Origin of the sequence: Pseudochryseolinea flava, from assembly GCF_003286915.1 — a bacterium.
GTDB lineage: Bacteria > Bacteroidota > Bacteroidia > Cytophagales > Cyclobacteriaceae > Ohtaekwangia > Ohtaekwangia flava.
In genome coordinates, this window is sequence record NZ_QMFY01000017.1 from 22,906 (window position 1) to 47,751 (window position 24,846).

General features: G+C 43.6%; 16 protein-coding genes. 12 read left to right on the top strand and 4 right to left on the bottom strand.

Features of this window, described 5'->3' with window-relative positions; genetic code table 11:
• Positions 1–30: 30 nt before the first annotated feature.
• On the bottom strand, positions 31–2,907 hold the full coding sequence (locus tag DQQ10_RS23400; protein WP_165824075.1) for a CARDB domain-containing protein: 2,877 nt from the start codon (positions 2,905–2,907) through the stop codon (positions 31–33).
• A gap of 248 nt (positions 2,908–3,155) precedes the next feature.
• Between DQQ10_RS23400 and DQQ10_RS23405 the strand changes: the two genes are divergently transcribed.
• The 6 genes from DQQ10_RS23405 to DQQ10_RS23430 all read left to right on the top strand — a co-directional run bounded on the left by DQQ10_RS23405 (position 3,156) and on the right by DQQ10_RS23430 (position 13,224).
• Positions 3,156–3,794, top strand: coding sequence for an RNA polymerase sigma factor (locus DQQ10_RS23405; protein ID WP_165824077.1), 639 nt, complete (start codon positions 3,156–3,158; stop codon positions 3,792–3,794).
• 95 nt (positions 3,795–3,889) lie between these two features.
• Positions 3,890–4,957 (top strand): FecR family protein, encoded by a 1,068-nt coding sequence (locus DQQ10_RS23410; RefSeq protein ID WP_112749371.1) that lies wholly within the window; start codon positions 3,890–3,892, stop codon positions 4,955–4,957.
• A 149-nt stretch (positions 4,958–5,106) separates the two neighbouring features.
• Positions 5,107–8,475, top strand: coding sequence for a TonB-dependent receptor (locus tag DQQ10_RS23415; RefSeq protein ID WP_112749372.1), 3,369 nt, complete (start codon positions 5,107–5,109; stop codon positions 8,473–8,475).
• 18 nt (positions 8,476–8,493) lie between these two features.
• On the top strand, positions 8,494–10,026 hold the full coding sequence (locus DQQ10_RS23420; protein WP_112749373.1) for a RagB/SusD family nutrient uptake outer membrane protein: 1,533 nt from the start codon (positions 8,494–8,496) through the stop codon (positions 10,024–10,026).
• 84 nt (positions 10,027–10,110) lie between these two features.
• Positions 10,111–11,868 (top strand): exo-alpha-sialidase, encoded by a 1,758-nt coding sequence (locus DQQ10_RS23425; RefSeq protein ID WP_165824079.1) that lies wholly within the window; start codon positions 10,111–10,113, stop codon positions 11,866–11,868.
• A 192-nt stretch (positions 11,869–12,060) separates the two neighbouring features.
• Positions 12,061–13,224, top strand: a complete 1,164-nt coding sequence (locus DQQ10_RS23430; RefSeq protein WP_165824081.1) for a NosD domain-containing protein — start codon at positions 12,061–12,063, stop codon at positions 13,222–13,224.
• A gap of 50 nt (positions 13,225–13,274) precedes the next feature.
• Here DQQ10_RS23430 and DQQ10_RS23435 read toward each other — a convergent pair whose 3' ends face one another.
• Complete coding sequence (locus tag DQQ10_RS23435; RefSeq protein WP_112749375.1) at positions 13,275–15,173, bottom strand: sensor histidine kinase; 1,899 nt, start codon at positions 15,171–15,173, stop codon at positions 13,275–13,277.
• Positions 15,174–15,278: 105 nt separating this feature from the next.
• Here DQQ10_RS23435 and DQQ10_RS23440 point away from each other — a divergent pair, with 105 nt between their 5' ends.
• The 3 genes from DQQ10_RS23440 (at position 15,279) to DQQ10_RS23450 (ending at position 19,023) form a co-directional block, all read left to right on the top strand.
• The gene (locus DQQ10_RS23440; protein WP_112749376.1) at positions 15,279–16,838 is read left to right on the top strand and encodes an FAD-binding oxidoreductase; all 1,560 of its coding nucleotides are present in this window, start codon (positions 15,279–15,281) and stop codon (positions 16,836–16,838) included.
• Positions 16,839–17,017: 179 nt separating this feature from the next.
• Complete coding sequence (locus tag DQQ10_RS23445; RefSeq protein ID WP_133259744.1) at positions 17,018–17,698, top strand: hypothetical protein; 681 nt, start codon at positions 17,018–17,020, stop codon at positions 17,696–17,698.
• Positions 17,699–17,895: 197 nt separating this feature from the next.
• Positions 17,896–19,023, top strand: a complete 1,128-nt coding sequence (locus DQQ10_RS23450) for a lactonase family protein (protein WP_245970521.1) — start codon at positions 17,896–17,898, stop codon at positions 19,021–19,023.
• A gap of 96 nt (positions 19,024–19,119) precedes the next feature.
• Here DQQ10_RS23450 and DQQ10_RS23455 read toward each other — a convergent pair whose 3' ends face one another.
• Positions 19,120–20,004: an NmrA family NAD(P)-binding protein gene (locus DQQ10_RS23455; protein WP_112749379.1), complete on the bottom strand. Its 885-nt coding sequence runs from the start codon at positions 20,002–20,004 to the stop codon at positions 19,120–19,122.
• A 118-nt stretch (positions 20,005–20,122) separates the two neighbouring features.
• On the opposite strand from DQQ10_RS23455, the gene DQQ10_RS23460 reads away from it, so the two are divergent.
• The 3 genes from DQQ10_RS23460 to DQQ10_RS23470 are packed head-to-tail and all read left to right on the top strand — an operon-like array spanning position 20,123 to position 22,182.
• Positions 20,123–20,482, top strand: a complete 360-nt coding sequence (locus tag DQQ10_RS23460) for a winged helix-turn-helix transcriptional regulator (RefSeq protein ID WP_112749380.1) — start codon at positions 20,123–20,125, stop codon at positions 20,480–20,482.
• A 20-nt stretch (positions 20,483–20,502) separates the two neighbouring features.
• Complete coding sequence (locus DQQ10_RS23465) at positions 20,503–21,132, top strand: class I SAM-dependent methyltransferase (protein ID WP_112749381.1); 630 nt, start codon at positions 20,503–20,505, stop codon at positions 21,130–21,132.
• 42 nt (positions 21,133–21,174) lie between these two features.
• Positions 21,175–22,182, top strand: a complete 1,008-nt coding sequence (locus DQQ10_RS23470; RefSeq protein ID WP_112749382.1) for a bestrophin family protein — start codon at positions 21,175–21,177, stop codon at positions 22,180–22,182.
• A gap of 4 nt (positions 22,183–22,186) precedes the next feature.
• On the opposite strand, the gene DQQ10_RS23475 is transcribed toward DQQ10_RS23470, so the two are convergent.
• Positions 22,187–24,823 carry a glycoside hydrolase family 78 protein gene (locus tag DQQ10_RS23475; RefSeq protein ID WP_221409780.1) on the bottom strand — a complete coding sequence of 879 codons (2,637 nt, stop codon included), beginning with the start codon at positions 24,821–24,823 and terminating at the stop codon, positions 22,187–22,189.
• Between the last annotated feature and the right edge of the window lie 23 nt (positions 24,824–24,846).

The following is a 24,846-nucleotide window of genomic DNA, read 5'->3' on the forward strand; positions in this document are numbered from 1 at the left end:
CGTTCAAATGAACCGTGATGGGCTTTATTTTTAATTCCTAATGATCTTAATGATCTTCTTCGATGTTCCTTCTTGCACTGTTAGCAAATACAATCCTGGTGATAAAGAAGTGATGTCTAATATATTTTCGTTGACAGTGACCATTTCCCTTTTTCCAAGCAGGTTGGTAATCGAAAAAATCATTTGACCGCTCTCACGACTGATTGTCAATTTTCCGTTTGATGGATTCGGATAAACAGTAACGCTGGCAAGTACACCTTCGACGTCAAGGATTGATACGACTAATGTTTGTTTTACATCGGCAGCGGCCAGGTAATTTTCATTACCAATTTGTGATGCTGTGATTTCTACCACGCCGGCACTATGGATCTTCACCACATTTCCTTGGATTGAAGCGATTTCTGGGTGATTACTAGAATATAAAACATCCAATCCAGAACTTGATGTAGCGCTCAATTCGATATCATCGGGCGCTGTTATTTCCTCGAAAGGTGTGAACGCGATGCTTTGCGCTGCTTTATTGATGGTGAGCGTTTGTATACTTACTACGTGCGCGTAGGTGTCGTTGCCTTCACTGATTGCTTTTATTTCAGTAGTGCCAGCCCCCACAATATTTATATAGCCGTTTTCAATGATGGCAACCGCAGTATTCGTACTCACATAGGAAAGCGTCACGGGCGCATCCGATGAGGCCACAATTTGAACAGGATCATCGCCATATGTGGCAACGTCAAAATTTTCGAATGTGATGGTAGGTTTGAGTTTTACAGTTTCTTGTACATCACCCAATAGATCCGTTACAATGATCTCAACGTTGTTTTGTGTAAGGTCCACGTCGAGTGTAGTCGTGGATAACGAAGATTCAGTTGCGCCGCCGATCACAACTTGGTAAACGCCTTCCGGAAGATTTGTAAATTCAAAATTACCATTAGCATCTGTTTCTGTTGTGCCAACGATTTGTTGATTTTCATTAAGCAAGGAGATGTTAATTACTGCAATAGACTGTATCGTGTTCGTGCCACGTCGGCCAGCGGGATTTTGTTCTTGCACATTACCACTGATCACTTTTGTGCCCGCAGGTAGTGGCTGTAGCTTCAAGACTTCAAACACGATTTCGGTATCGTCGCTCTGTGTGAAGAACGACGTTGATCTCAAGTCGACTGTTTTACCATATACTGTTGGAACGTAGTCTGGAAACAGTGTTGGATCCGGGATAAAATACAGTGTATGAGCATGCGTATCAATTCCGAAATTAAAAGTTTCTCCCTGGTAAGGGTCGATCTTTTCGATAAAGGCAATTTTGCCATCATGCTGTTTTTGATATAAGAACAATTTCCCTTTCGATAGAACCGTGCCATCTTCTCCTTTAACAACCCCCATTAGTGCTGAAGGAGACTGCAGGATCGTGAGGGATGTTGTGGCCTGCGTGGAATTATAGCTATCCCGTACAACAACGTTGTAACTTCCCTCGGGGAGTGGCTGTTCAAGGTTATGTGTCCAAGAAACTGTTTTAGTTTCACCAGCATTGAGCATTAGGAATTCAAAATGGCTGGTCTCCGATACCTGCTGTTGACTAACAGCGTCGTAGATCGCAAGGTAGTAAACATCTGAGGTTTGTCCGTTCGTGCCAACGTTTTTGAAGGTCACTTCAATATCATATGACCTGTCACGATTATCATACGTATCTTTTAATTTCAAGTCATCAAATCGAATGATAGGATTTCGAACCGGGATATCGATCGTCGAAGATGCTACGGCCATGTTATCGGTGTAGTCCGTTTCTGTAATTGCATGATCCTGGTTTAAGGCGAGGATGACATACTTCGTTCCTGGTACGTTTGGCCAGTGTCCGAATTCATCGAGATATGCCATAACGGAGTGACTACTGGTTCCATTACCCGCTATATAATAGGAATTGTGGCGGGCGATATAACTGGAAATTTTAACATCGCTAGCGTCGAACTGATTATCTTCCGAAACATACACGTCATAAAGATAGTTAATCGTACCTGTGGTACCGGTGTTACTGATATCGTAACGAATTTCGATGTGTGCCATTCCAGTGATGTCAACATATGCTGCATGTATAATACTGTTGCTAATGTCAAGGTCTATATCGCTTTCAATAATTTCTATTGACGTCGCGCGCGTATTGTTATTCTCATCAGTCTCATCAAAGAGCGAATTCCCCTGTGGGTCGACGTCAGCTTTCCCGATCAAATAATAGTGCCCTGTAGCGATGTTGGGAATCTGAACGAGGTTCCAAGCGTCACCCTGAATAGTATTCTCTCCATTAAAATTCTTATAAAAGCTTTCGAGTTTTGTATCTCCCGCGTCTAAAATATTGTCGCTACTGATGTAAAATGTCGTGTAATAACTTCCAGTCGTGTTAAATGTTCCAAAGTTTTTCACTTCGTAGGTCGGTGCAAAGGCATCGAACTTCGCGATTTTTGGCGGAGCAGAAAGTTGTGTTACCTGGTAGTCGATGCTTGCTGTATTGATCACAAAACCTGGAATTGTAAATATATTGTTAGTCTCATCGGTCTCCTCGACGGTTTTATTATTGTCGGCGGTGAGTAATAGAAAGTACGATCCTGGGGGCATCATTAGTCCACCATCAGAACTAATGCTATATGATTTGCTTTGATTTGAACTTAAGGGCGATATAAGGACCGATCCAAGATAGATGTCATCTCCCACAGCGTTGTCTGTAGAAAGTTTTGCCGTCACCAAGGTATTCTCAGTGACCGCAACGATACCGCTATTGGTAATGTCAAAAGAAAATTGTGCTGGCGGGTATTGATCGAAAATGAGCGGGCTTTGTACATTAAGAATTTGAAAGTCTTGCGCGAAGATGGATGCAGAAATGCATAGGAGCAGTAGGAGTACTGGTGTTACTTTTTTCATAACTGGGGTTATGTCGATAAAGATACAGAATTTTTTGAGTGCATGGGGCGGCTTAATTCTCGGATCAACTTTTCTCAAAAGCGTAAGCATATCCCGACAAGGAGGGAGTTTCAACAATCGATACTTGTCAATTTGACTATTATCTGCCTTGGTGCCGGCAACGTTTTTTCAAGGTATACGCGTTGCAACCGTTTGCATGGCAGTTTTAATTTTCTATAATTGTCATCAACAACCTAAACCTAACGCTGGTGCTATCGGCCTCTGATCATTCTACGACAGTAAAAAAGCACGACCCAATTCTTTTCGGTCCTGGGATTTCGCAGCGTGAACGCGATGTGATTACGTGGACGTCGTTTAAATCTGGAAACAAGGAAGCTTTCAATTTTATATTCAATTCCTATGTAAAAGTGCTGTATGCTTATGGCGACAAGATCACAAAAGATAAGGCATTGGTACAAGATTGTATCCAGGATTTATTTATCGACTTGTGGCGTCGGCGTGAATCGTTAGGCGAGACAGATTCCATTAAATTTTATCTCTTCAAATCACTTCGTCGGAGCTTGTTGCGCAAGCTCGCAGGTGAGGCTAAGTTTATCAAGAAAAACGTTTCTGAGAATGATTATCCTTTTGCCGTCGAGTTTTCTGTAGAGCAACAGTTGATTCAGGATCAATTTTCGCAAGAGCGGTTTCAACATTTGTCGAACGCGCTTGAGAAACTGAGCAACAGACAACGAGAAGCGATCTATCTAAAATTCTATCAAAAGCTTTCGTCGCAAGAAATTGCCGACACGATGGGTATCGATATCACTTCATGCTATAATCTAATAAGTCGGGCCGTAGAATCGTTGCGCGCAGGGTTGAATCCGTCCAAAAACCTCTTCTTTTAAAGCCTATCAATTTTTTTTTAATTTTTTTTGATCCCAGGTATTAGATTCTGGTGCTTGATGCCTTTGTAGTAATAAGTAAGGTTTCGTTACTGGGCATGAAATATCAAGAGTATAACGTTGCGGATTTTATCAATGATCAGGATTTTATCCATTGGGTGAAAGATCCTGATGCGTCGTCGGATAGATTTTGGAAAGAGTTTTTGAAAAATCACCCCGATCGCGCTGTGTTCATTGACGAGGCTAGACAGTTCATTTTATTGATGAACTTTTCTGACGCAACGCCCGAGGACGCATCGATTATTAAAATGAAAAGCAGTATCGACTTGGCTATCCTTGAACCAGACATGGTGGAAACGAAGGATACGATTTCATTTTGGCGTGGAGGATGGTTTAAAGTTGCGGCTTCTGTTTTGATTCTTGCGGTATCGGGAAGCATTTTTCTGTTGTCACAAAATGGGGCCGCTGATCGCGTTATCGATACGGCCTTCTCGAAGGCAGAGCATCAAGTTCTAAAAACGGTGAAGGGCAAACGTACGATGATTACCTTGAGTGATGGTACTAAAGTTTGGTTAAATGCGGATTCAAGAATTGCTTACGATCGGAGCTTCGGCAAGGGTGAGACACGAGAGGTATTTCTCGACGGGGAAGCATTTTTCGACGTGACGGAAGACAAACAGAAACCTTTTATTGTCAATACATCAGGGGTGGCCGTGAAGGTATTGGGAACCGCGTTCAATGTTCGTGCTTTCAAAACAGATGCGACAATTGAGGCAACATTGGTTCATGGAAAGATCGCACTAAGCACAGACGACAATCAGGAAGATATTTTGCTTTTGCCAAATCAACAGGCCGTGTACTCGAAATCATCGAAGCAGGTGACGCTAGAAAATGAAGTTAACACCTACGAGTATACATCATGGAAAACTGGCCAAATCAGTTTCAAGGATGAAACCTTTGCCGTGATTATGCAGGACCTGGAGCGATGGTATGACGTGACGATTCATGTTGATAATACGCAAGCGCTTGAGTGTCGGTTCTCGGCAAAGATTGATAATAAAACCCTCGAGGATGTCCTTGAATTATTCAAAGACGCAGGGCCTTCTTTTGATTACAAGATTGAAGGGAACGAAGTATTTATAACCGGAAATTTTTGCGACCAATAAACCCAAACCCAATCAAAACAACGATGAGCAACTAATACTCATAAAAAAAAACCGAAAAGTGCTCGAACACCTTCCGGTTTTCAAACCAGCGCTCGGTGAGCGCATGGCGAAATCAATAAAATTAATTACTGACTAATCATTCCAAAGTTATGAAAAAAACTTCATTGGGAAAGCTTTGTCTTTTCCCCAGTGGAATATTCACTAAAAGTATGCTGGCAGCCCTATTGATTACGATCAGCACTTTTCAGCTTCACGCCGTTGATACAACAGGAAAAAATAGTATTTCGCTCACTTTCGCGAATGCGAGACTTGAAGAAGTTCTCCTTTCGGTTGAGAAACAAAGCGGGTATACGTTTTTTTATCAGTCCCGGAGTATCGACCTGTCGCGCAAAGTCACGATCAATATTAATGAAGCGTCCCTCGACGAAACCATGAAGCTGATCTTTAAGGACAGCAACATTGCCTATAAAATTAAAGGCGATCAGATCGTTCTGCGAAAAAAGGATAAATCGGGCGTAACCACCACAGCAATAGATGTTGAACCCGTCGAAAGTATCAAAGGTGATGAAGTGTTTGTGGCGGCAATTGTAGGTAAAGTAACCGACGATACTGGCGCAGGATTGCCTGGCGTAAGTGTAGTCGAAAAGGGCAGCACCAACGGTACTACGTCCGACGCTAATGGTGACTACTCCATTTCGGTTTCAAATGATGATGCGACATTGGTCTTCTCGTTCATTGGCTATCAAACCATGGAGGTTAATGTTGGGGGAAGAACAACCATTGATGTTTCTCTTGTTCCAGACATTCAATCGTTAGCGGAAGTTGTCGTCATTGGTTATCAGACGGTGAAGCGCAAAGATTTGACCGATGCTGTTTCTGTTGTGAAAGTAGATGATGCTAAGAAGATCACGGCGACAACAGTAGCGGAAGCGTTGCAAGGACTCGCAACGGGTGTGAACGTAAGAAGCGGTGGTCGCCCTGGCCAAGAATCTATCATCGAGATTCGTGGTGTGGGGAGTCTTGTGAACAACAATCCCTTTTATGTAATAGACGGTTTGCCCTCAACCATTGCCAATCGCGACTTCAATCCGAATGACATCGAGTCTATCCAAATTTTGAAGGATGCATCTGCTGCTGCCATTTACGGTGCGCGTGCCGCGAATGGTGTTATTATCATCACCACTAAAAAAGGAGCGGAAGGTCCACTGCAAGTTAACTTCTCGGCCAAGTACGGTATTCAACGTCTTCCTAATCGTTGGGACCTAACCGACAATGTAAGGTTTGCTGATCTCAATAGAACGGCCTATCAAAATGGTGGAGAACTTCCGATGGCCAGTGTGTCAACGGAATTTAATCCGGATATCAATACAGACTGGCAAGATGCTGTGATGAGAGTCGGTTATGTTCAAGATTACGATCTGAGTTTTTCAGGCGGCGGTAAAGCTTCGAAGTATTTTATTTCTGGCAATTACTTTACAAATCATGGAACCATCATTGGTACTTCCTATGATCGCATATCTTTTCGCGTAAATTCAGAAGGACAGAAGGGAAGGTTTAAGATCGGCGAAAATCTTTCGATAGTAAGTTCCGATGAAGATAGAATGGAAGGCAATCCATTCATTGATATGGTGCGCATGCTTCCTGTCATTCCAATCAAAGATGCAAACAACCCTGGTGGATACGGTTATGGAAGTGATAAAGCTACTACGTTTGGAACAAATCCTGTAGCGCTAAATAATCTCGTCCAAAGCGGATTAAAAAATGTAAGGATGCGTGGAAACGCTTTTGCTGAACTCGAAATCATGAGTTGGATGCGTTATCGTTTTAACTTGGCGATGGAGGCAAACTTCGATCGTTTCGCTTCGTTCCGTGAGCTTGGTAGCTGGACGTATAATCAGCCCGTTGAACAAGCAAGTTTGCAAGAGTCGAGAAGCCAGTCAATCAATACATTAACGGAACATACGATAAACATCAACAAGCGTATTGGCGAAAACCACAACATCGACGCTGTACTTGGATTCAATTTCCAAAAAGATAGATATGATATGACAGGTGTATTGAAGACCGGTTTCGCGCCGCTTCCGGATGGGTCGTATCAGCCTGTACTTGATCAAGGTGCGACGCCTACATCGGTTGGTGGAAATATAACAGAATGGGCTTCCTATTCTTTCTTTGGAAGAGTCAATTACAATTATGCTGATCGCTATTTTGTATCGGGTACGGTGCGTCGTGATGCAGACTCAAGATTTGGACCTACAAACCGCGTTGGATATTTCCCTTCAGCGGCATTGGCTTGGAGAATTAGCAATGAAAAATTCTTCCAGGTACAAGCGATTAATGATTTGAAACTCCGCGCCTCCTACGGACAACTTGGAAACGTAACGATCGGCTCTTACCAATTCGTTGGATCGATCAACCCGAACCCAAGATTCGTTTTCGGTGATTCACCAATTCTACTTGGCGCGACGCAGACAGGGCTTGTAAATCCTGAGGTGAAGTGGGAAGACCGTTCCATTACCAATTTCGGACTTGATTTAAGCTTGTTGGATAATGCGATTACCATGAGCACAGAATATTTCATTTCCGTAAGTCGCGATGTATTGACATATGACGTTCCATTTGCCCGTTACTTAGGAGGTACAGGGAATCCTCCGGTTAACGCAGCATCGCTCGAGAATAGAGGGATTGAGTTAACCGTGACTTATCGCAATGAAAAAAATCCTGTGAAGTTTGATGTGACAGGAAATTTCTCATCCATTAGAAACGAGATTCTAGAGCTTGGAAATCTTGGTGAGGGGCGAACTTATATTCAGCGTGGTTTAACGCGATCAGAAATTGGACGATCTGTAGGTGAATATTATGGATTGAAGACCAATGGAATTTTCCAAAACCCAGACGAAGTGCTTGCCCACGGCGCGCAACCATATTCACAGCCTGGTGATATCCGCTATGTGAATAATGTTGCCGACGGCGTACTTGACAATAATGATCGCCAGTATCTCGGAAGTCCTTGGCCAAAACTTACGGCGGGTTTGATCATCAATGCACGCTATAAGAATTTTGGACTTGGTATCCAGTTCTATGGTTCGTACGGACAAAAGGTATTCAACACAGTAGGTAGTATCATTGATCGTTTTGACGACAACTCAAACTATCGTAATGGTATAACGCCATGGACGGAAGAAAATCCGAACACAAATTTTCCGCGCATTGTTCACAAAGGCGATCAAGCAATACAGATGAATACGCGCGGCGATACGGATCGTTGGCTTGAAGACGGTTCCTTTACACGCTTGCGTAATGTTGAACTTTCCTACAGTGTACCCGCGGCAACTTTGAAGAAAATCGGATTTGAAACAGCACGTATTTATGTGTCGGGTCAAAACTTATTGACGTTCACCAAATATTCAGGACTTGATCCGGATGTTGTTGGAACGAATTTCTTTGAACGTACTGTTGATGCCGGAAACTATCCAGCGAGCAGAACATTCTCACTCGGTCTTCAATGTGGATTTTAAATCAAGATTGTAACCACTATGAAAAAAATATTTGCTTTTGTATTGTTAGGTTGCTTGATATCATCGTGTGACGAGTATCTAGAACTGCCTAACCCCAATAGACAGACTACAGAAAATTTTTGGACTACGCAGGAAAGTGCGCAGCAAGGTGTTACGGCCATATACTCGATGTTTTCGAAACCTGGAGGAATGGCCCGGTGGATTTACTTCGATATCGATCTTCGTTCTGATGAAGGTTACAGCGCGAGTCCATGGGTTGAGTTGGCGAATGCTTCAAAGTTCATTGTAATAAACTATGATTTTGTAACGTTCCGTTCGGTGTGGGATGATCACTATCGTGCGATTTACCGCGCCAACCAAGTGCTCCAATTTGTTCCTGAAATTCAAATGGACGAACAATTGAAGGCTCGCTTATTAGGTGAAGCGAAATTTTTGCGCGCATTCTTCTATTTCAATTTGGTGAATCTCTGGGGAAATGTTCCGCAGATCACTGTCCCGAACGATGTAACAACGCTTGTTCCGTATAGCACAACCGAGCAAAATTGGGCGCTTATTGAAGCTGACTTAAGAGATGCGATCGCTGTGTTACCAGCAAGTTACACGGGGGGTGATGTCGGAAGACCAACGAAAGGTGCTGCGTACGCATTGCTCGGAAAAGCATTGCTACAACAAAAGAAATATCAACAAGCACTCGACGCGTTTGAATATTTGGTTGAAGGTGACGGTAAGTCTCTGTACGGCCTCATGGAAAACTATGCAGATAATTTCACCCATACGAGTGAGAACAACATCGAGTCTGTGTTTGAAATTTCTTTTTCAGATAAAATTGCAGGACCGCCAACAGAAGGTGAAGATTTTGCTGATCACACCTTGGGAAATCACCGTGCTCAATTTTTTGCTCCCCGCGGCATTGGTTGGTCAGACGGACAATGTCGTCGTTGGGTTGTTGACGAGTTTCTAAAAGAAAATACTGTTGACGATACACGTGACCCGCGCTTGGCGACAACATGTCTATTTGATTATACAGATGAAGGTGGACCAACGGAAACAATGGTATACGGTGAAACATTTCAAAAGCGATTCGGTGACTCTCAGGAAGTTTGGTTTCATAAATATCAAAACGATTATTGGAGGTCATTTGAAAATTATCACTCACCGATCAACTATCGTGTAATTCGTTTTTCCGATGTACTGCTGATGTATGCCGAGTTATTGAACGAATTGAATAGAACGGCCGAAGCGTATCCATATGTAGATCGCGTGCGTGAACGGGTTGGCATGGCGAAACTTTCTGATGTGAAACCAGGAATGTCGAAAGCTGATTTTCTTGATCAACTCAAGCACGAACGTGTTGTTGAGCTTGCAGGAGAAAGTGTTCGATGGAATGACTTATGTCGTTGGGATGATCTCGATTCACAAGCGGGTATTGACGCGATTGAATTAAGAGATCCGGATTTTGCGAATTTCGTGTTGGGCAGAGATAAGCTTTTGCCGATTCCGCAAACCGAACGCGATATCAACGTTAACTTACAGCAAAACCCAAAATGGTAATCAGTTTCTGATCCATTGCTCCGGATGATAACCTCGTCCGGAGTTTTTATCCTTCTTGTAATTTTCATACTAACTCTACTTATTGTGAACCGTAGATATCTTATTGCTCTTTTTTTTGCGCCGATGCTTTTTATAGCCTGTAAAGACGGCGAGAGTCAAGAGGATCCTAAGCCGATTACGCTTGCCACAGAAACACCTGTCGACGGTGTGCGTATCGCGTGGGATCGTCGTACACTAAAGAAACTGTCCCCGTCGTCCTCCGGATATTCGGGATATGCTAGAATGATCGTGCTTGATGATGCTTCTTTGTTTTGTGTTTTTGAAAATGATGGAAAAATTCAGAAGACAACGAGTTCAGATGGCGGTGTTACATGGAGTACGCCAGTTACGATTGCGGTAGGCGATGATGGGATAGCGGCCACAGTTCCAGAGATATTGTTACTCGCCGACAAGAGTCTTTTGCTTTCTTACAATATGCGACCTCACGGCACACCAGTGCCTTCAAAGCGATTCGGTATACGCGTAAGCCGTAGTACGAATGGAGGTGTTGATTGGTCGGCGCCGAAAACAGTTTACGAAGCTGGGCATGAGTTTGCGAATGGATGTTGGGAGCCTGCGCAAATACAATTGCCTTCAGGTGAGATTCAACTTTTTATAGCGAATGAAGGACCTTACACGTCAAGCAATGAGCAAGAGATTACCATGTTCCGTTCGAATGACAATGGCGATACTTGGAACGTTGGTGAGAAGGTAAGCTTTAGGGCTGGCCATCGCGACGGGATGCCTGTGCCATTGATTCTTAACAACCGGAATGAAATTATTTTATCCATCGAAGATAATGGTATTATTCCAACGGAATTTAAACCCATGATTATCCGTACTTCTTTGCAGGACAGTTGGAAGAATGCACCGGTACTCGCGTCAAGCGTTTCGCGAGAGCAACCCATGGACAAGCTCAACCGCATGGTGGGCGCTAAGTATGGTGGTGCGCCGTTCATACGACAGCTGAAGTCAAATGAAGTTGTGCTATCGTATCAAAGCAATGAATTCAGGAAAGACAATATTTGGGATCGTAGCGATATGGTGGTGTGTATTGGTGACGATAGTGGAAAGAATTTTAATCGCAAGAGTAGACCGTTCTACTTCACTGACAACACAAGATCATGCATGTGGAATTCACTTTGTGTGGCAGATGATAAAACAATTTGGGCGATAGGATCCACTAATGCCTTCGGCAATAAGAGTGAAGTCTGGATCATTAAAGGTATTGTACTGCCCAATATGGTTGCACGGAAGCAATCGCTCGCTGTTGATGGGGAATCGGAAGAGGATCTGTGGACGAAATCTCCTCAGGCTTTTATCGGTGGATTCGGAAATACGCGTTTGATGTTAAACACCAGTTACGATGATCAGATGCTATACTTTACAGTGAAGATAGAAGATGAAAATGTGAAAGGTGGCACAAACATATCATTGGTGGATGGATTTAGACTTTACATTGATCCGATGAATAAAGGAAGCATCGGGCCAGACCAAGGAATTTTTTCGCTTGCTGTTACGGCGTCGGGTGTTGTTTCGTTTCAGCAGGGCGCCGCAGCCACCTGGAAGGAAGAAGAGAGCAGTGGTATCGTGGTGAAGAACAAGAATGTGACAGGTGGCTATCAAAGCGAGATTGGAATTCCTTGGTCTAAGCTGGGCGGCAAGGTATCGTTAGACAAACGCATCGGCTTTCATGCATGCCTATACGAATCTGTAACAGGTTCGCAACATGTGTACGAGGAGCCTCTTCAAGGTAACGTTAACAATGCTGCGTATTCCTGGTCGACATTAATATTGAAATAATATTTTTTTGAGATGAAGGATTCGAAGGAGGAATCTTTCACGGTATCACTATGTCTATGTTGACTGCATCTGCGTAAGAAAAAATAGTTTCCGAATATCGATGAGATTGATCATGATGATGTCTTTGATAATTAGAAAACGATTGCAATTGTGATCGTGAGTTTAATACTATAAACCTTAAACCTTTCTCTTATGAAAACATTATTATCAGCAGCAGGGATGGTGGCGTTTATGTTTTGGTCATCGGTTTCGAGTTACGCGGTGACACGTTATTTAGCAGCAGGTTCGTCTGATCAGACGGTTGCGTTTCAGAATTTGGTGAACGAATCTGTCAGTGGTGACATCATTATTGTGCGCGCTGGCGATCATTTTTTGAGTGGCACGGTGAACGTCAATAAAAATGGCATCATCGTTCGCGGTGAAAATGGTAACGTCATTCGCAAGTCCGGCAATGTTTCATGCATAGACGTGTCAGGAAATAACATCACGATCGACAATCTTTATATCGACGGCGGGAATCGTCCTGAACCATGTGCGCGGGTTTTTGGCGATTACAATTTGATTTTGAATTCTACCTTTCGGAACAGTGGTAACAGTGGTTTATTGCTCCATGAATGTCACCACAACACCATTCAAGGCTGCAAGGCTTTTTATAATCACATGGTGGGCATTTCACAGTGGGCGCATAGCGAAGGCGTTGTACGCGATTGCCAGATGTATGAGAATGGAGCGGAAGGACTCACCATTGACGGTGCTACCCACAATAATCGTGTTTTTAATAATTGGATTCATCGAAATAATTTGCCGCACCGTGGCGTCGGCGGAATTGGTGTAGACGCATCCAATGGCGCTTGGATCTATAACAATACGATCGACTTCAACGGAATGTCTGGTATTACTTTGCAGAATAATCTATGCTGCGGTATTGACGGCATGCGCGTCTACGATAATCCTAATATTAGTTACAATCAGGAATGCGCTGTGATGCATCGCACTGTTCAGCCAATCACGAATTTCGGATTTTGGAACAATAACTGTGTAGGAAATCCGAATGGTGTGCAGTGCTCTAGAAACTTCAGAACGGCAACACACAGCGAAGAAAATGTAGAGGTTGCAGAGGACGATGCAATTGAATTATATCCGAATCCGGTTGGAAACGATTTGCGCATCAGCAATACGAGTGGCGTCAAAGAAGCAATTCTATTTGGCAACGCGGGTCTATTGTTATTTCATCAGAAAGCAGACAATGCTCCAAGCATGACGCTCAATATGTCGTCGATGCCAAAAGGATTTTACGTGTTGAAATTAAAAAAGACAGATGGCAGCACGTTAACGAAAAAGTTCATCAAGGAATAAAGTAAGAATTCTGGGTTACGAGGTGTTGATCGAAAGGTCAGCACCTTTTTTTAATCTTTTTTCAAGATGGGTAGCGTAATAGAGAATGTTGCACCCATTCTTTCTTCGCTATCTAAGAAGATAACGCCACCCAGCTTGTCAACAGCCTGTTTTACGATATACAATCCAAGTCCCGCACCCTGCGATTGGTCACTTGCGCGGTAAAACATATTGAACACACGCGACAAATGTTCTTTCGGAACACCTTGGCCATTGTCCTTGACGACCAATTGAAGTCCGTTTACAGAACGACGCACAGTAAGTTTCACATATCGCTCGTCTTTACGGGGGTCGCAATATTTGATTGCGTTTGAGATCAGATTATTGAAGATGACACTCAATCTAAAAGTGTCGATCATGACTGGAAGATCCGTGTCGCCGGTTACTTCGAAGGTCATTCCTTCTGCTTGCGGCATATTTTGATGAGATTCGACACTTTGTTGCCAGATGTCTTGTATGAATACTTCACTCTCCTTGATGTCAAGCTTTCCGTTGCGCGAGTAGTCCAAGATTGAGCTAATGGTATTGTCTAGACGTCTAACACTCTCGCGAATACGTAAAGTGCAAGCTTGTATATTCGCAAGGTCATCCTCTTTTAACATGATTTCCACCAATCCTAAAATGGAGGCTAGTGGTGAACGAAGGTCATGCGAAGTACGATAGACGAAACTGTCGAGCTCAAAATTGGTGGCTTCCAATTCGTGCAGCGTCCGTTTTAATTTTGCAGCTTGTATTTTACTCTCGGTAACATTTTGGGTAAGTAGAATAGCGGTGGGAATGGTTCCATCTTTTTCAATACACGGTTTGCCGAGAAAAATATAGTCTTGGTTGTTGAACTCCCAATCAAAAGCAACGCTTTCGCCGGCGAAAAGTTTTTCAAAGTAATAGGAGAGACGTTTAAACCTTTCTGGGGAATAAAGGTCTTTCGCATTTTTACCAACGTAGTAGCTACTGGTCCTTCCGAGCTTTTCGAATTCTGTTCCTTCGGCGATAATGTAATTATATTCGCGATCGATCATAAACACAGCACCGTTTGGAATGTTGTTACCTAAGGTGCGATAGTAATTGTAGAAGCGTTGCTTTTCAGCTTCGGCTTCTTCGCGTTCGTGTACATCACGCGATGTACTTAAAATGAGTATCACATTTCCATTCCTGTCGAAGATAGGTCTCGAGTGAGATTCCATCCATCGAAAGCCGCGGTCCTTGGTTTTGAAAAGGTATACCATTTTAGGTGGCGGCCCTGAAGGTCCGTCAGGAATTTCTCCAGCTTCTCTTCGACGATGATCTTCCTCCAAAGCCTTAATCATATCGGGATGAAAGAAGTCATAAGGTGACCTTCCTTCCATTTCCGTTGGAATGTATCCGGTCACATCTTTGCACGAGGGGCTAACATACAGATATCGTGCTTCGTGTGGTTCATGTAAGCATACAATATCGCTTACATTTTCGGAGATGAGTTTGAATTTGTCTACCTCCTCGGCGAGTACACGTTGAATGTCAGTCAACCTGCCCGAGTAATTTTTGTCAGTTTGATTGAGTTGAATTTCTTTGAGTGCCTCAGCAAATTTATCTCCTTCGGATACACGTTTATTACCAAGATCTTTTCCGATAAAGGTCAGCGTGTCTGCAGAGGCGACAATTTTCCAATGTATTGTAGCGCTTTCATTGGGTAGTTCAACGAGGATTTCCAAAACGTTCCCAGTCGTGAGGCATTCCTCAACAGCTGCAACCGAATAGCTTTCTGTGATGCCAAGGCTTTGATATAAGTCGTTGGTCGAATGAATATTTTCGATGCGAAGCTTTAACGCCTTATTCGCAAAAAGAATTTCTTTTTCTTTGCCCAAAATCAAATGCAACTCTTCCGACAGATCAGAGAGGTGCCTGAAAGAGAGCGCTACAGTATCACTCATGAGGGGCTTTTTAATCGGTTCAAACTGAATATTAAGAAATTCAAGTTTACAATGAAACCCTTGTGTATGGTTTTTGGTAGAAATGGAAAATTAATCATGGTGTAAATGAGTGAAAAATTAAGTGTCGCATTACGCGCATGGACGAAGTTGCTGACTTCGAAACGGGTAGTGGTTGATGAAAGTTTCCTTGATAAGGAAAGCACAGCCACGTTCGATACACATCAACGCGTGTTGGCCGTGCTAAAACCCAGGAGCACGAAAGAAGTTGCTGCTATTGTGAAAATCGCGGCAAAGTATTCAATCCCGATATATCCGGTAAGCGGTGGAAAAAATTGGGGGTTAGGTTCTAAAGTTCCTGAGCGAGATGGTGTACTCATTGATCTGTCGCTCATGAAAAAGATCACTGGCTACGATGAAAAGATGGGATACATTACGGTACAACCTGGCGTAACATTTCGTGCGGCCGTTGACTTTTTAATGCGTAAGAAATCCTCATTGATGCTCGATACGATTGGGAGCACACCTGATGCTACCATTGTGGGCAATACTGCCGAACGTGGTCACGGCATGGCCATGTATGCAGACCGATTTAATTTTGTGTGTGCATTGGAAGTTGTATTACCCAATGGTAAGGTAATTAACACCGGCTTCGGCGACTTTAAGGATTCAGCGTTAGCACCACTGGCCAAGTGGGGTGTGGGACCTTACTTAGATGGTCTATTCACACAGTCGAATTTGGGGATTATCACCCGTCTAACGCTATGGCTACGCGCGAAGCCTCAACACTTTACGTCGTTTATATTTCATGTTGATGATGAGAAAAGATTGGGCAAAGTTATCGACGTGTGGCGGCAACTTGGGCTTGAGGGTTTGCAATCATCGTTGCGTGTGTTCAATGATATGAGAATGATTTCGTTTGGAGAAAGATTTCCTGCGGCAGAAAAAACGCCTTTGTCAGAAAAGACGCGGCGTGCCATGCGACAGAAACTCATGATAGGGAAATGGATAGGACTTGGCGGATTGTTTCCCCCGAGTGAGGCACATGCCATGGCGGATCAGGCGCTGATCAAAGAACGAATTGGAGGCCTCGTGGATCGTTTAATTTTCTACGATCAAGCACTGATCGATACAACGTATGAACATGCGGATGTACAATCGAAACAGCAGATGGATTTTATGTTCAACAAAACGTTGTTGAGAGGAAATGTATCCGAGGCAGCAATCAACATGACCTATTGGAGAAAATCCGCAGATGTAAAAGTGAATGATTTACATCAAGACAAAGCAGGAGTGATATGGTATTGCCCTGCGATTCCGATGACAAGCACAGCAGCACAAATGACGATTAACGTTTGCGAGAAAGTGAGTCGCAAATATGGCTTCGAACTCAATTTGGGATTTCTGTTTATTTCTGAACGAACACTTGATATAACGGGTGCCCTATGCTACGATCGCGAAATTGCAGGAGAAGATAAGAGAGCAATGGATTGTCATGATGAGATCATGCGCGTGCTCAGTGCAAAAGGATATAGTCCATATCGCCTAGGTGTGCAGTCGATGTCGTTGATGAAAAACCACGGTAGGGATATACGCAGATTGATGAAAACATTGAAAAGCGCATTCGATCCGTGTGACATCTTAGCTCCGGGACATTACTTATTGTAAATTTTTTCGAGATTTTTTTACCTGCGCAAAGCAGTTTGTGCATCCGATTGCACGCTCAGGAGACGGATTTTTCCGGTTTATGTCGTTCGTCGGTGATTTATGTTGATTCATCTGTGCTATTGACCGATAATCTGGAGATTTATACTTTCGCGCGCCTTTCATATGGAGCCCAACAAAGTATGAACAACAGAAAATTTACAATTAGGATGCTGCGATCGGTGGATCATCCTGGAGTAGCGCAACAATTTGCACAAGAACAGAAAGAAGTGCTTCGTGCATTTGGTGTGACGGGAGTTACGTCGGCGAAGCAGGCTTGGCAATCCGATCCCAACACGTACATGTTTATAGCCGAAGATGTAAACAGTGGTGAAATGGTTGCCGGAATGAGACTCGATCGTGAGTCTGATGCTAAACCAATTCCAATGTCGGAAGCGCTGACAAAGATCTCATCGGAGTTCAGAGATTTAGTAGAAAACTTAAGACCCCTTGGTCTTGCAGAAGGATGTGGATGGTGGGTAAAAGATGGATATGCAGGCATGGGGCTCCCGGGAATTCTATTACGCGCTGGCGTGAGCGCATCTCCTCGACTCGGAATCAATTACATCTTCGGATTCCCGCATCAACACACGAAGCCAATTATGTCGAAGTACGGCTTTATCGCCGTAGATGTTATCGGTGATAATGGCTCCTTCGTGTATCCAGATGATCGTTATCGTTCGACAGTGGTGGAATTGAACACGCAAACCTTACACACTACACCACGGGCAGAACGTGAGCGTATATTTACGCTTCGCAGTAACCCTGAGCTTGAAGTCAGGGAGGGGAACTTGTCACTGCACTACTATTTGAATTACAATTAGACACTTTGCATTCAGCTTTTCGATGGTTGGGCACACGTGGGATCTTAAATTTGAGAGGTAGAATCCTACGTTCATTGCTAAAAACTAACATCGACCTTCAAAAGCTAAATGCAATCTGCAAAAGCTACTTGCTATTTTGTATGTTGCGACCCTATCCCAATCTAAACTGTATGTGCGCTAATCGATGTAGCACGCGCGTGACGCAGGCGTTATTAACGACCCTGATATTTTTCTTTACTCACTTGTCCTTTGCGCAGAAGCGTAAAGAGATCTTGTATGTAGGTACGATGGCTGTTCGCGAAAGTCAAGGTATCTATGTTTTCAAATACGATCCTATAAAAGCAAAGCTAACGCTGCTTCAAACGATCAACGATCGTGATAGCCCGAGCTTCCTGACGGTTCATCCGAATGGAAAATTTCTTTATGCTGTGAATCGCATGGCCGTTGACCAAACGCATAGTGAAGTTGGCTCAGTATCGGCCTATCAAATTGACCAAAAAACAGGTAAGCTAACGCTGATTAACCATGTGTCGGCATTTGGTAAAGGGCCGTGTCATATCAGCGTCGATCGTACGGGTAAATTTGCGTTTGTGTCGAACTATCACGAAGGCAACTTGGTAGTGTATCGCTTGTTATCCGATGGCTCTTTGGGAGAAGTAACGGATAGCAAAAAGTATAGTTATAATGGTAAGCAGTCGCATGTTCATTGTGCGATACCATCGCCCGATAATAAGTTTTTACTGGTGACAGATCTCGGCGCTGACAAAATTTACAAATACAAACTTGACTTAGTCAATGGGAGAATAATACCGGCAGATCAACCCGAATTATCGGTTGCTCCCGGTGCAGGACCACGACATCTTACGTTCAGCATGAATGGAAAGAATGTTTACCTCGCCGAGGAGTTGACATCCACGATTGCAAGTTTTAGTTATCAACCCCTCACGTCTAGTGCAACGATTCTTCAGGATACACTGCGTGCCATACCTGCATCGTATAAGGATAAAAATTCCAGCGCTGATATTCGCGTTGATCCGAAAGGTAAATATGTATATCAATCACAACGTGGACTTGATGCACTGTCGATTTTTGCAATTGGTCTTCATGGGAAATTGAAGTATGTCGGAACTCAATCTTCGGCAGGAAAAACGCCTCGTAATTTTGTGTTTACGCCCAGTGGCCAACATCTGCTTGTGGCCAATCAGGACACGGATAATGTTGTGATTTTCAAACAAGATGCAAAAACTGGCAAGCTGCGATCAACGGGGTTTGAAGTGAAGGTTCCTTCTCCAGTGTGCTTGCAATTTTTGAAAATCAACCAGTAATGAAAATTGATCAAGCCGATGCCAATCCACCTAGGAAAAGAGACATCAGCTTGACAAATCATCGAATCAGTTAGTATAGCGCTCTAACCGGTTTGTTTAACCAGCATAGGCTTGTGCGAATTCAGTCGCAAAATCTTCCAGTTTTGTTGGGCTTAATGTTGGTTTATGCTTGCGCGCGTCGCCTTGCATCAAACCATCACGAATAGCTTTGCCCATTTCAGTGTAGGCCTGCGCATGTATTTCTGGGACCCCTGCTTGAAGAAGACCTTGCTTCTGTTCTTCATCAGAGAATACGACCCAATTGACTTCGCGACCAATGGCTTTACCCAGTACACTTGCAATTTCTTTTCCGGAGCGTTCATCTCCAAAGATGTAACGAACGGAAGCGCCCGAGAATTTTAATGTTGTGAGTTCTTCAAGCGCAGCGGCTGCAATATCTCGCGTATGCACGAGGAAAACTTTTTCGCCATCGCCAAAATTACCGCCGAGTATACCAGCTTGTTTCACAAGGCCGATTTGGTTCAACAGATTGTAGTAGAAATAAGACGGGCGAAGATGTTTAACATTCAACCCGGAAATTTTGTTGAGGAGTTGTTCAAAGTCATACAGTCCATCAACAGGTCCGACACCGTTGCCCGCGTGCGCACCAACGCTGCTAAGGTTCACAACATAAGCGATTTTATTTTCGCGTATAGCGTCGGCATAGTTCTTAGCAACCTCATTTTGTGAAGCGCGCCAATTTGTAGTCTGCCATATTGGTGGTATCATGGTGTAAATCACGTCTGCACCTTTAAACGCAGTGCTCACAAATGCAGCATCAAATACGGATCCTACCACTGCCGAAGCGCCAAGGGATTCTATGTCTTTCACGCGATCGTGGTTGCTCGTCACCACGCGTACTTTATTTCCTGCTTTCACCAATGCTTCTACAACTGGTTTACTGATATGGCCGATTGAGCCTGTAATGACATAAGTTTTCATTTGTCTTTTGTTTTGTGTTTGATGTTGCAAGATTACGGGCAAAGTCTTTATTTTGTTGGTAGTTATAAATTACTGATGTAGTCATTTATTTCAGACTAATATTGATTAACAAATAGTTATGGAAAAGACGATCATGAAGAATCTGCTCCATTGCCCAGTGACGGCGACCATGGAGGTGATTGGTGGCAAGTGGAAACTGCTGATTATTTACCTTATCAGCAACGACATCAACCGCTTTGGAAAGATGGGAATGATGCTCAAAAATATCAGTAAACAGATGCTCACAACGCAGTTACGTGAACTTGAAAATGATGGCATCATCGAACGAAAAATATATGCAGAGATTCCGCCGCGCGTGGAATATTTTCTGACCGCGAAGGGAAATTCATTAACACCCGTGATTGAACGGTTGCGCGATTTTGGGATGGAATTCTTGATTCCCCGCGAAGAAGCGAGTGTTGACCAACTACACGTATAATCCAATTAGACTTTTTGATAATGCAAGTTGCAGAAGATTACAACGCATGGGCTAGTGCCTACGATACTGTAATGAATAAAACACGTGATCTAGAAGGTGTCGCTTTGCGTGACATGCTCGGAGCCCTTTCTTTTAGATCTGTCTTAGAAGCAGGATGCGGCACTGGTAAGAATACGTCTTTTTTTGTGGACCGTGCAGAACATGTGCTATCCGTAGATTTTTCGGCAGCGATGCTAGCGCAAGCGAAAGAAAAAATTAAAAGCGAAAAGGTTGAATTCAAGCAAGCCGATCTTATGCATGCTTGGACATTTTTGGATCGACAGGTTGATCTAATTTCGTTTAGTCTTGTGCTTGAACACATCCCTGATCTTTCAACGATTTTTAAGAATGCATACAACACGTTGAACCCTGGTGGTTATTTATATTTGGGTGAACTTCACCCATTTAAACAATACGCCGGAAGTAAAGCGCGCTTTGAAACAGCATCGGGAGAGACTCGTGTGTTGGATTGTTTCACTCATCATGTCTCTGACTATTTCAATGCGGCCGTTAAAGCTGGTTTCATTTGTGAATCACTCCAAGAATGGTTTGATGATGACGCTGTTCATCTTCCACGTGTGCTGACAATTGTTTTTCGAAAACCAAAGTAGCAATCAACGTAATTCAAAGTATATTGAGTTTAATTTAAACTCATGTACGTTAAACGCTACTTCAGTTCCGGCATCCTTTACTACATTTCATGGCGTATGATATTGTGGTCGTTGCTTACAGGAACGATTGCTTTGTTAAGCTATCATTACTTGGGCTGGCACTGGGTTGCAATTCCATGGCTTCCGGTTTCGTTGATTGGTACTGCAACGGCATTTTATGTTGGTTTTAAAAATAACCAGTCTTATGATCGGGGATGGGAAGCGCGAAAAATCTGGGGAGGGATCGTTAATACCAGTAGAAGTTTTGGCGCGGCAACAAGGGCCTTTATACGTGCGACAAGTAATGCCGATGAGGCCATCGTAGCGCAAGAAATCAACACGATTATTTACCGACATATCGCATGGCTACACGCTTTGAAACATGCTATGCGCACGCGTACAATATGGGAGCACAGCTACAAATCTTCAGAGCGGCAACGTAAGTTCTTTGAGAAACGAATTGATTTCTCTGATTTGAATACGGACCTGGCACGTTACCTGAGCCAAGAGGAACTAGCATGGGTGAAGACTAAGAAGAATTGTGCGGCGCAACTTCTCGATCGTCAATCGCAGCACATTGCGTTGCTAAATAAAAAGGGACATATAGACGACTTCCGTCACGTCGAACTTCAAAAACTGATTGGTGAATTGTACAATGAGCAGGGCAGGAGCGAGCGTATCAAGAATTCACCGCTGCCGCGACAGTACTCCACATCAAGTGCGATTTTCATCATCATCTTTACGTGGATGTTGCCCTTCGGGATGATTAAAGAATTCGAGAAAGTCGGTGACGGGATGATTTGGCTATTGATCCCTTTTAATCTCATCGTGTCGTGGGTGTTTTCGTTGATGGAGTATACAGGAGACTATAGCGAAAATCCATTTGAAGGATTGATTAACGATGTGCCCATATACAGCATCGTCCGCAATATAGAAATTGACCTTCGTGACATGCTCGACGAAAAAGATCTTCCTGAAAGAATGAAACCAGAGTATAATGTCTTATTCTGAAAACTCACTTCTTCCGTAACAAAAAAGTATGCTTCCCTGACGTCAGTGTAAACGTTCCTGGTTGGCGATCCATTTTATATGTTGAAGGTATTGTGACAGCAGCAGTGGTATTTGCCGGAATGGTGACATCCCACGTTACACTCGTTTTCGTTCTTTTCCAACGTGATATTATTTTACCGTATGGAGATTCATGTTCACTTTCAAATGAGGTTAGTTCATCCGGAAAAAATGGAGTGAGAATGATTTTCTTGAATCCAGGTTCCTCGTGTGTGGGTTGCATTCCTCCAAGGGCACGGTAAAGCCACCCGCCGATATCACCAAACATAATGTGGTTTAGACTGATATCGTTCTTTGAATCGATCTTCCAGTTTTCATAAAGTGTTGTCGCACCATTTACGATCCACCATCCAAAGGAAGGATATGTATTTTGCGAGGCTAGTTTGTATGCAACGTCAGGATATCCATTTTCACTCAGTGCGTTGAGGATTGCCCTTGCGCCAAGAATACCAACATCGAAGTGATAGTGATCTGTTGCAACACGGGATGCTAGGTTTGCCGCAACTTTTGCGCGAAGTGATTCAGGAACAATATTCCAACATAGCGGTGCGCTTAATTCTGTTTGCAAACCCGCGCCATACATCCCTGTGGCTGTATTCAAATATTTTAGATTGATTGCATTTTTGATCTTCGTTGACAGCGCTGAGTAATGTTTTTGATCTTCTTGCTTATTAAACAGGGCTGCAGCTTTTGCCAGAATGTCTACATCGACGTAGTAGTATATCGATGATGTTAATTCCAAGGGCGCTTTTGAGTGCACAGGAACCCAGTCGCCTAGCCCCCACGTTGTAAGCCCCGTCGGATATAGCTCATCGATGTGATCAACATATCGTTTGATGTTCTCATAGTTGTCGAGAAGAATTTTTGCGTCGCCAGTGAAGCGATAAACATTCCAAGGAATCATGGCGATCGTACTTGTCCAGTCCGGTCCGTTGGCCCAGGTGTAGCCCCAACCACCAGTGGGAATGATCGCAGGCAATACGCCATTAGGTTGTTGTTCGTCGCGATGATCTGCCAGCCACTTTTCATACACGGTGATGCCGTCAAAGTTGAACAAACCCGTCTCAATGGCAATGTGTGCATCGCCGGTCCAACCGTTCTTTTCGCGTTGCGGACAATCCGTGGGGTAGCCATACAAGTTGGAGCGGTAGGAGTTGTTCGTGGCTGCCCACAATTTATTAATCAGCTCATTAGATGTCGATATTTTTCCAATCACCGGAACTGCGCTGTGCATAAAGAAGCCCGTCACATCATCAATCGTCAACGATATTGGTTTTGACGACGTCACTTCGATGAACTGAAATCCTTTGTAATTGAAGCGTGCCTTAAATGTCTCTTCTCCACTTCCACGTGCGGTATAGATATCTGTTTGAAATGGCGTATGTCGGTTATTTGATTTATGAAAGATGTCAATATTCGACATGTCGACACGCCCTTCTGAATTAAGACGTTCACCGTGTTTAAGCCTTACAACGGTACCACTGCTGGCCCGAAGTTTAATCGATGTAACGCCTGCAATATTTTTTCCAAGATCATATAGGTAAGTGGTGTCGTTTATTTTTTTTAATGTCTTTGGTTTGATTTCTTCGACAGCCTTAATTCCATGCATGACTTGCGCTACAATCTCCTGTGATGGTGCTTGGCGGGGTGACGCATTTTTCCATTGCGAATCATCAAATGAAACCGTGTTCCATCCAGGTTGTTCTTGTGTTGCGTCGTAGTGTTCGCCAACATAAATCGCGTTAAATGTTAGTCCACCGTTTGACGTTTTCCAATCTGTCCCAGAGGTTATTGTCTCCACACTTCCATCGTCGTACTCAATGCGTAGATCAAGACAAAAGGTTGGCCGTGCTCGCCACGGTGCGCGATGAAAATCCCACACGGCAAGCGGTTGATGGTTGTACCAGCCGTTCCCCAACAAGACTCCAATCGCATTCCGGTCTTGCTGAAGAATGTTGGTAACGTCGTGTGTCAAATAAAGTGTGCGTCTGTCAAATCGGGTGTAGGCAGGAGTGAGTAATTCGTCACCAACCTTTTTTCCATTAACATACAGTTCGTATAACCCACCGACAGCGATGTAAGCGCGTGCTGTTTTGATTTTTTTATTGACATTAAACGTCTTCCTAAAGTATGGAGCCGCCGCTTCATCTTCACCTTTCGAATCTGATATCCACGTTCCTTTCCAAGTCGCACCATGAATGAAAGCTGTCTCGAAATGCGAGATATCCGATGTCGCTTCCTTGCCAAGTTCATTCCACACGGTGACGCGCCAATAATATCTCGTAAATGCGCTAAGTTTTTTACCATTGTAAGCGATCAACACGTCATCGGATTCGATTCGTCCGGATGACCAGACATTGCCATTGTTGGCAGCAACGGCGAGAGAATCTGTACTGACTTGAATTGCGTAGGCTAGTTGCCGTGCGCCGTTTCTTGCGTCTGATAGTTTCCATGAAAGGCGTGGCGAAGGATTGTCAATGCCTATGGGACGTTCAAGATGTTCGCAGCGAAGTGCGACTACTTGCGATTGAGCAACGATGTTGATGAAACAAAATAAAGCAACGAAGATAGATTTTAGCATCATAGATTTTCTGGCTGTGTTTTAAT

Coding starts and splice junctions, on each gene's coding strand:
- DQQ10_RS23400 (WP_165824075.1), bottom strand. CDS start 2,907: ATGAAAAAAGTAACACCAGTACTCCTACTGCTCCTATGCATTTCTGCA.
- DQQ10_RS23410 (WP_112749371.1), top strand. CDS start 3,890: ATGAAATATCAAGAGTATAACGTTGCGGATTTTATCAATGATCAGGAT.
- DQQ10_RS23415 (WP_112749372.1), top strand. CDS start 5,107: ATGAAAAAAACTTCATTGGGAAAGCTTTGTCTTTTCCCCAGTGGAATA.
- DQQ10_RS23420 (WP_112749373.1), top strand. CDS start 8,494: ATGAAAAAAATATTTGCTTTTGTATTGTTAGGTTGCTTGATATCATCG.
- DQQ10_RS23430 (WP_165824081.1), top strand. CDS start 12,061: ATGAAAACATTATTATCAGCAGCAGGGATGGTGGCGTTTATGTTTTGG.
- DQQ10_RS23435 (WP_112749375.1), bottom strand. CDS start 15,173: ATGAGTGATACTGTAGCGCTCTCTTTCAGGCACCTCTCTGATCTGTCG.
- DQQ10_RS23440 (WP_112749376.1), top strand. CDS start 15,279: ATGAGTGAAAAATTAAGTGTCGCATTACGCGCATGGACGAAGTTGCTG.
- DQQ10_RS23445 (WP_133259744.1), top strand. CDS start 17,018: ATGAACAACAGAAAATTTACAATTAGGATGCTGCGATCGGTGGATCAT.
- DQQ10_RS23455 (WP_112749379.1), bottom strand. CDS start 20,004: ATGAAAACTTATGTCATTACAGGCTCAATCGGCCATATCAGTAAACCA.
- DQQ10_RS23460 (WP_112749380.1), top strand. CDS start 20,123: ATGGAAAAGACGATCATGAAGAATCTGCTCCATTGCCCAGTGACGGCG.
- DQQ10_RS23465 (WP_112749381.1), top strand. CDS start 20,503: ATGCAAGTTGCAGAAGATTACAACGCATGGGCTAGTGCCTACGATACT.
- DQQ10_RS23470 (WP_112749382.1), top strand. CDS start 21,175: ATGTACGTTAAACGCTACTTCAGTTCCGGCATCCTTTACTACATTTCA.
- DQQ10_RS23475 (WP_221409780.1), bottom strand. CDS start 24,823: ATGATGCTAAAATCTATCTTCGTTGCTTTATTTTGTTTCATCAACATC.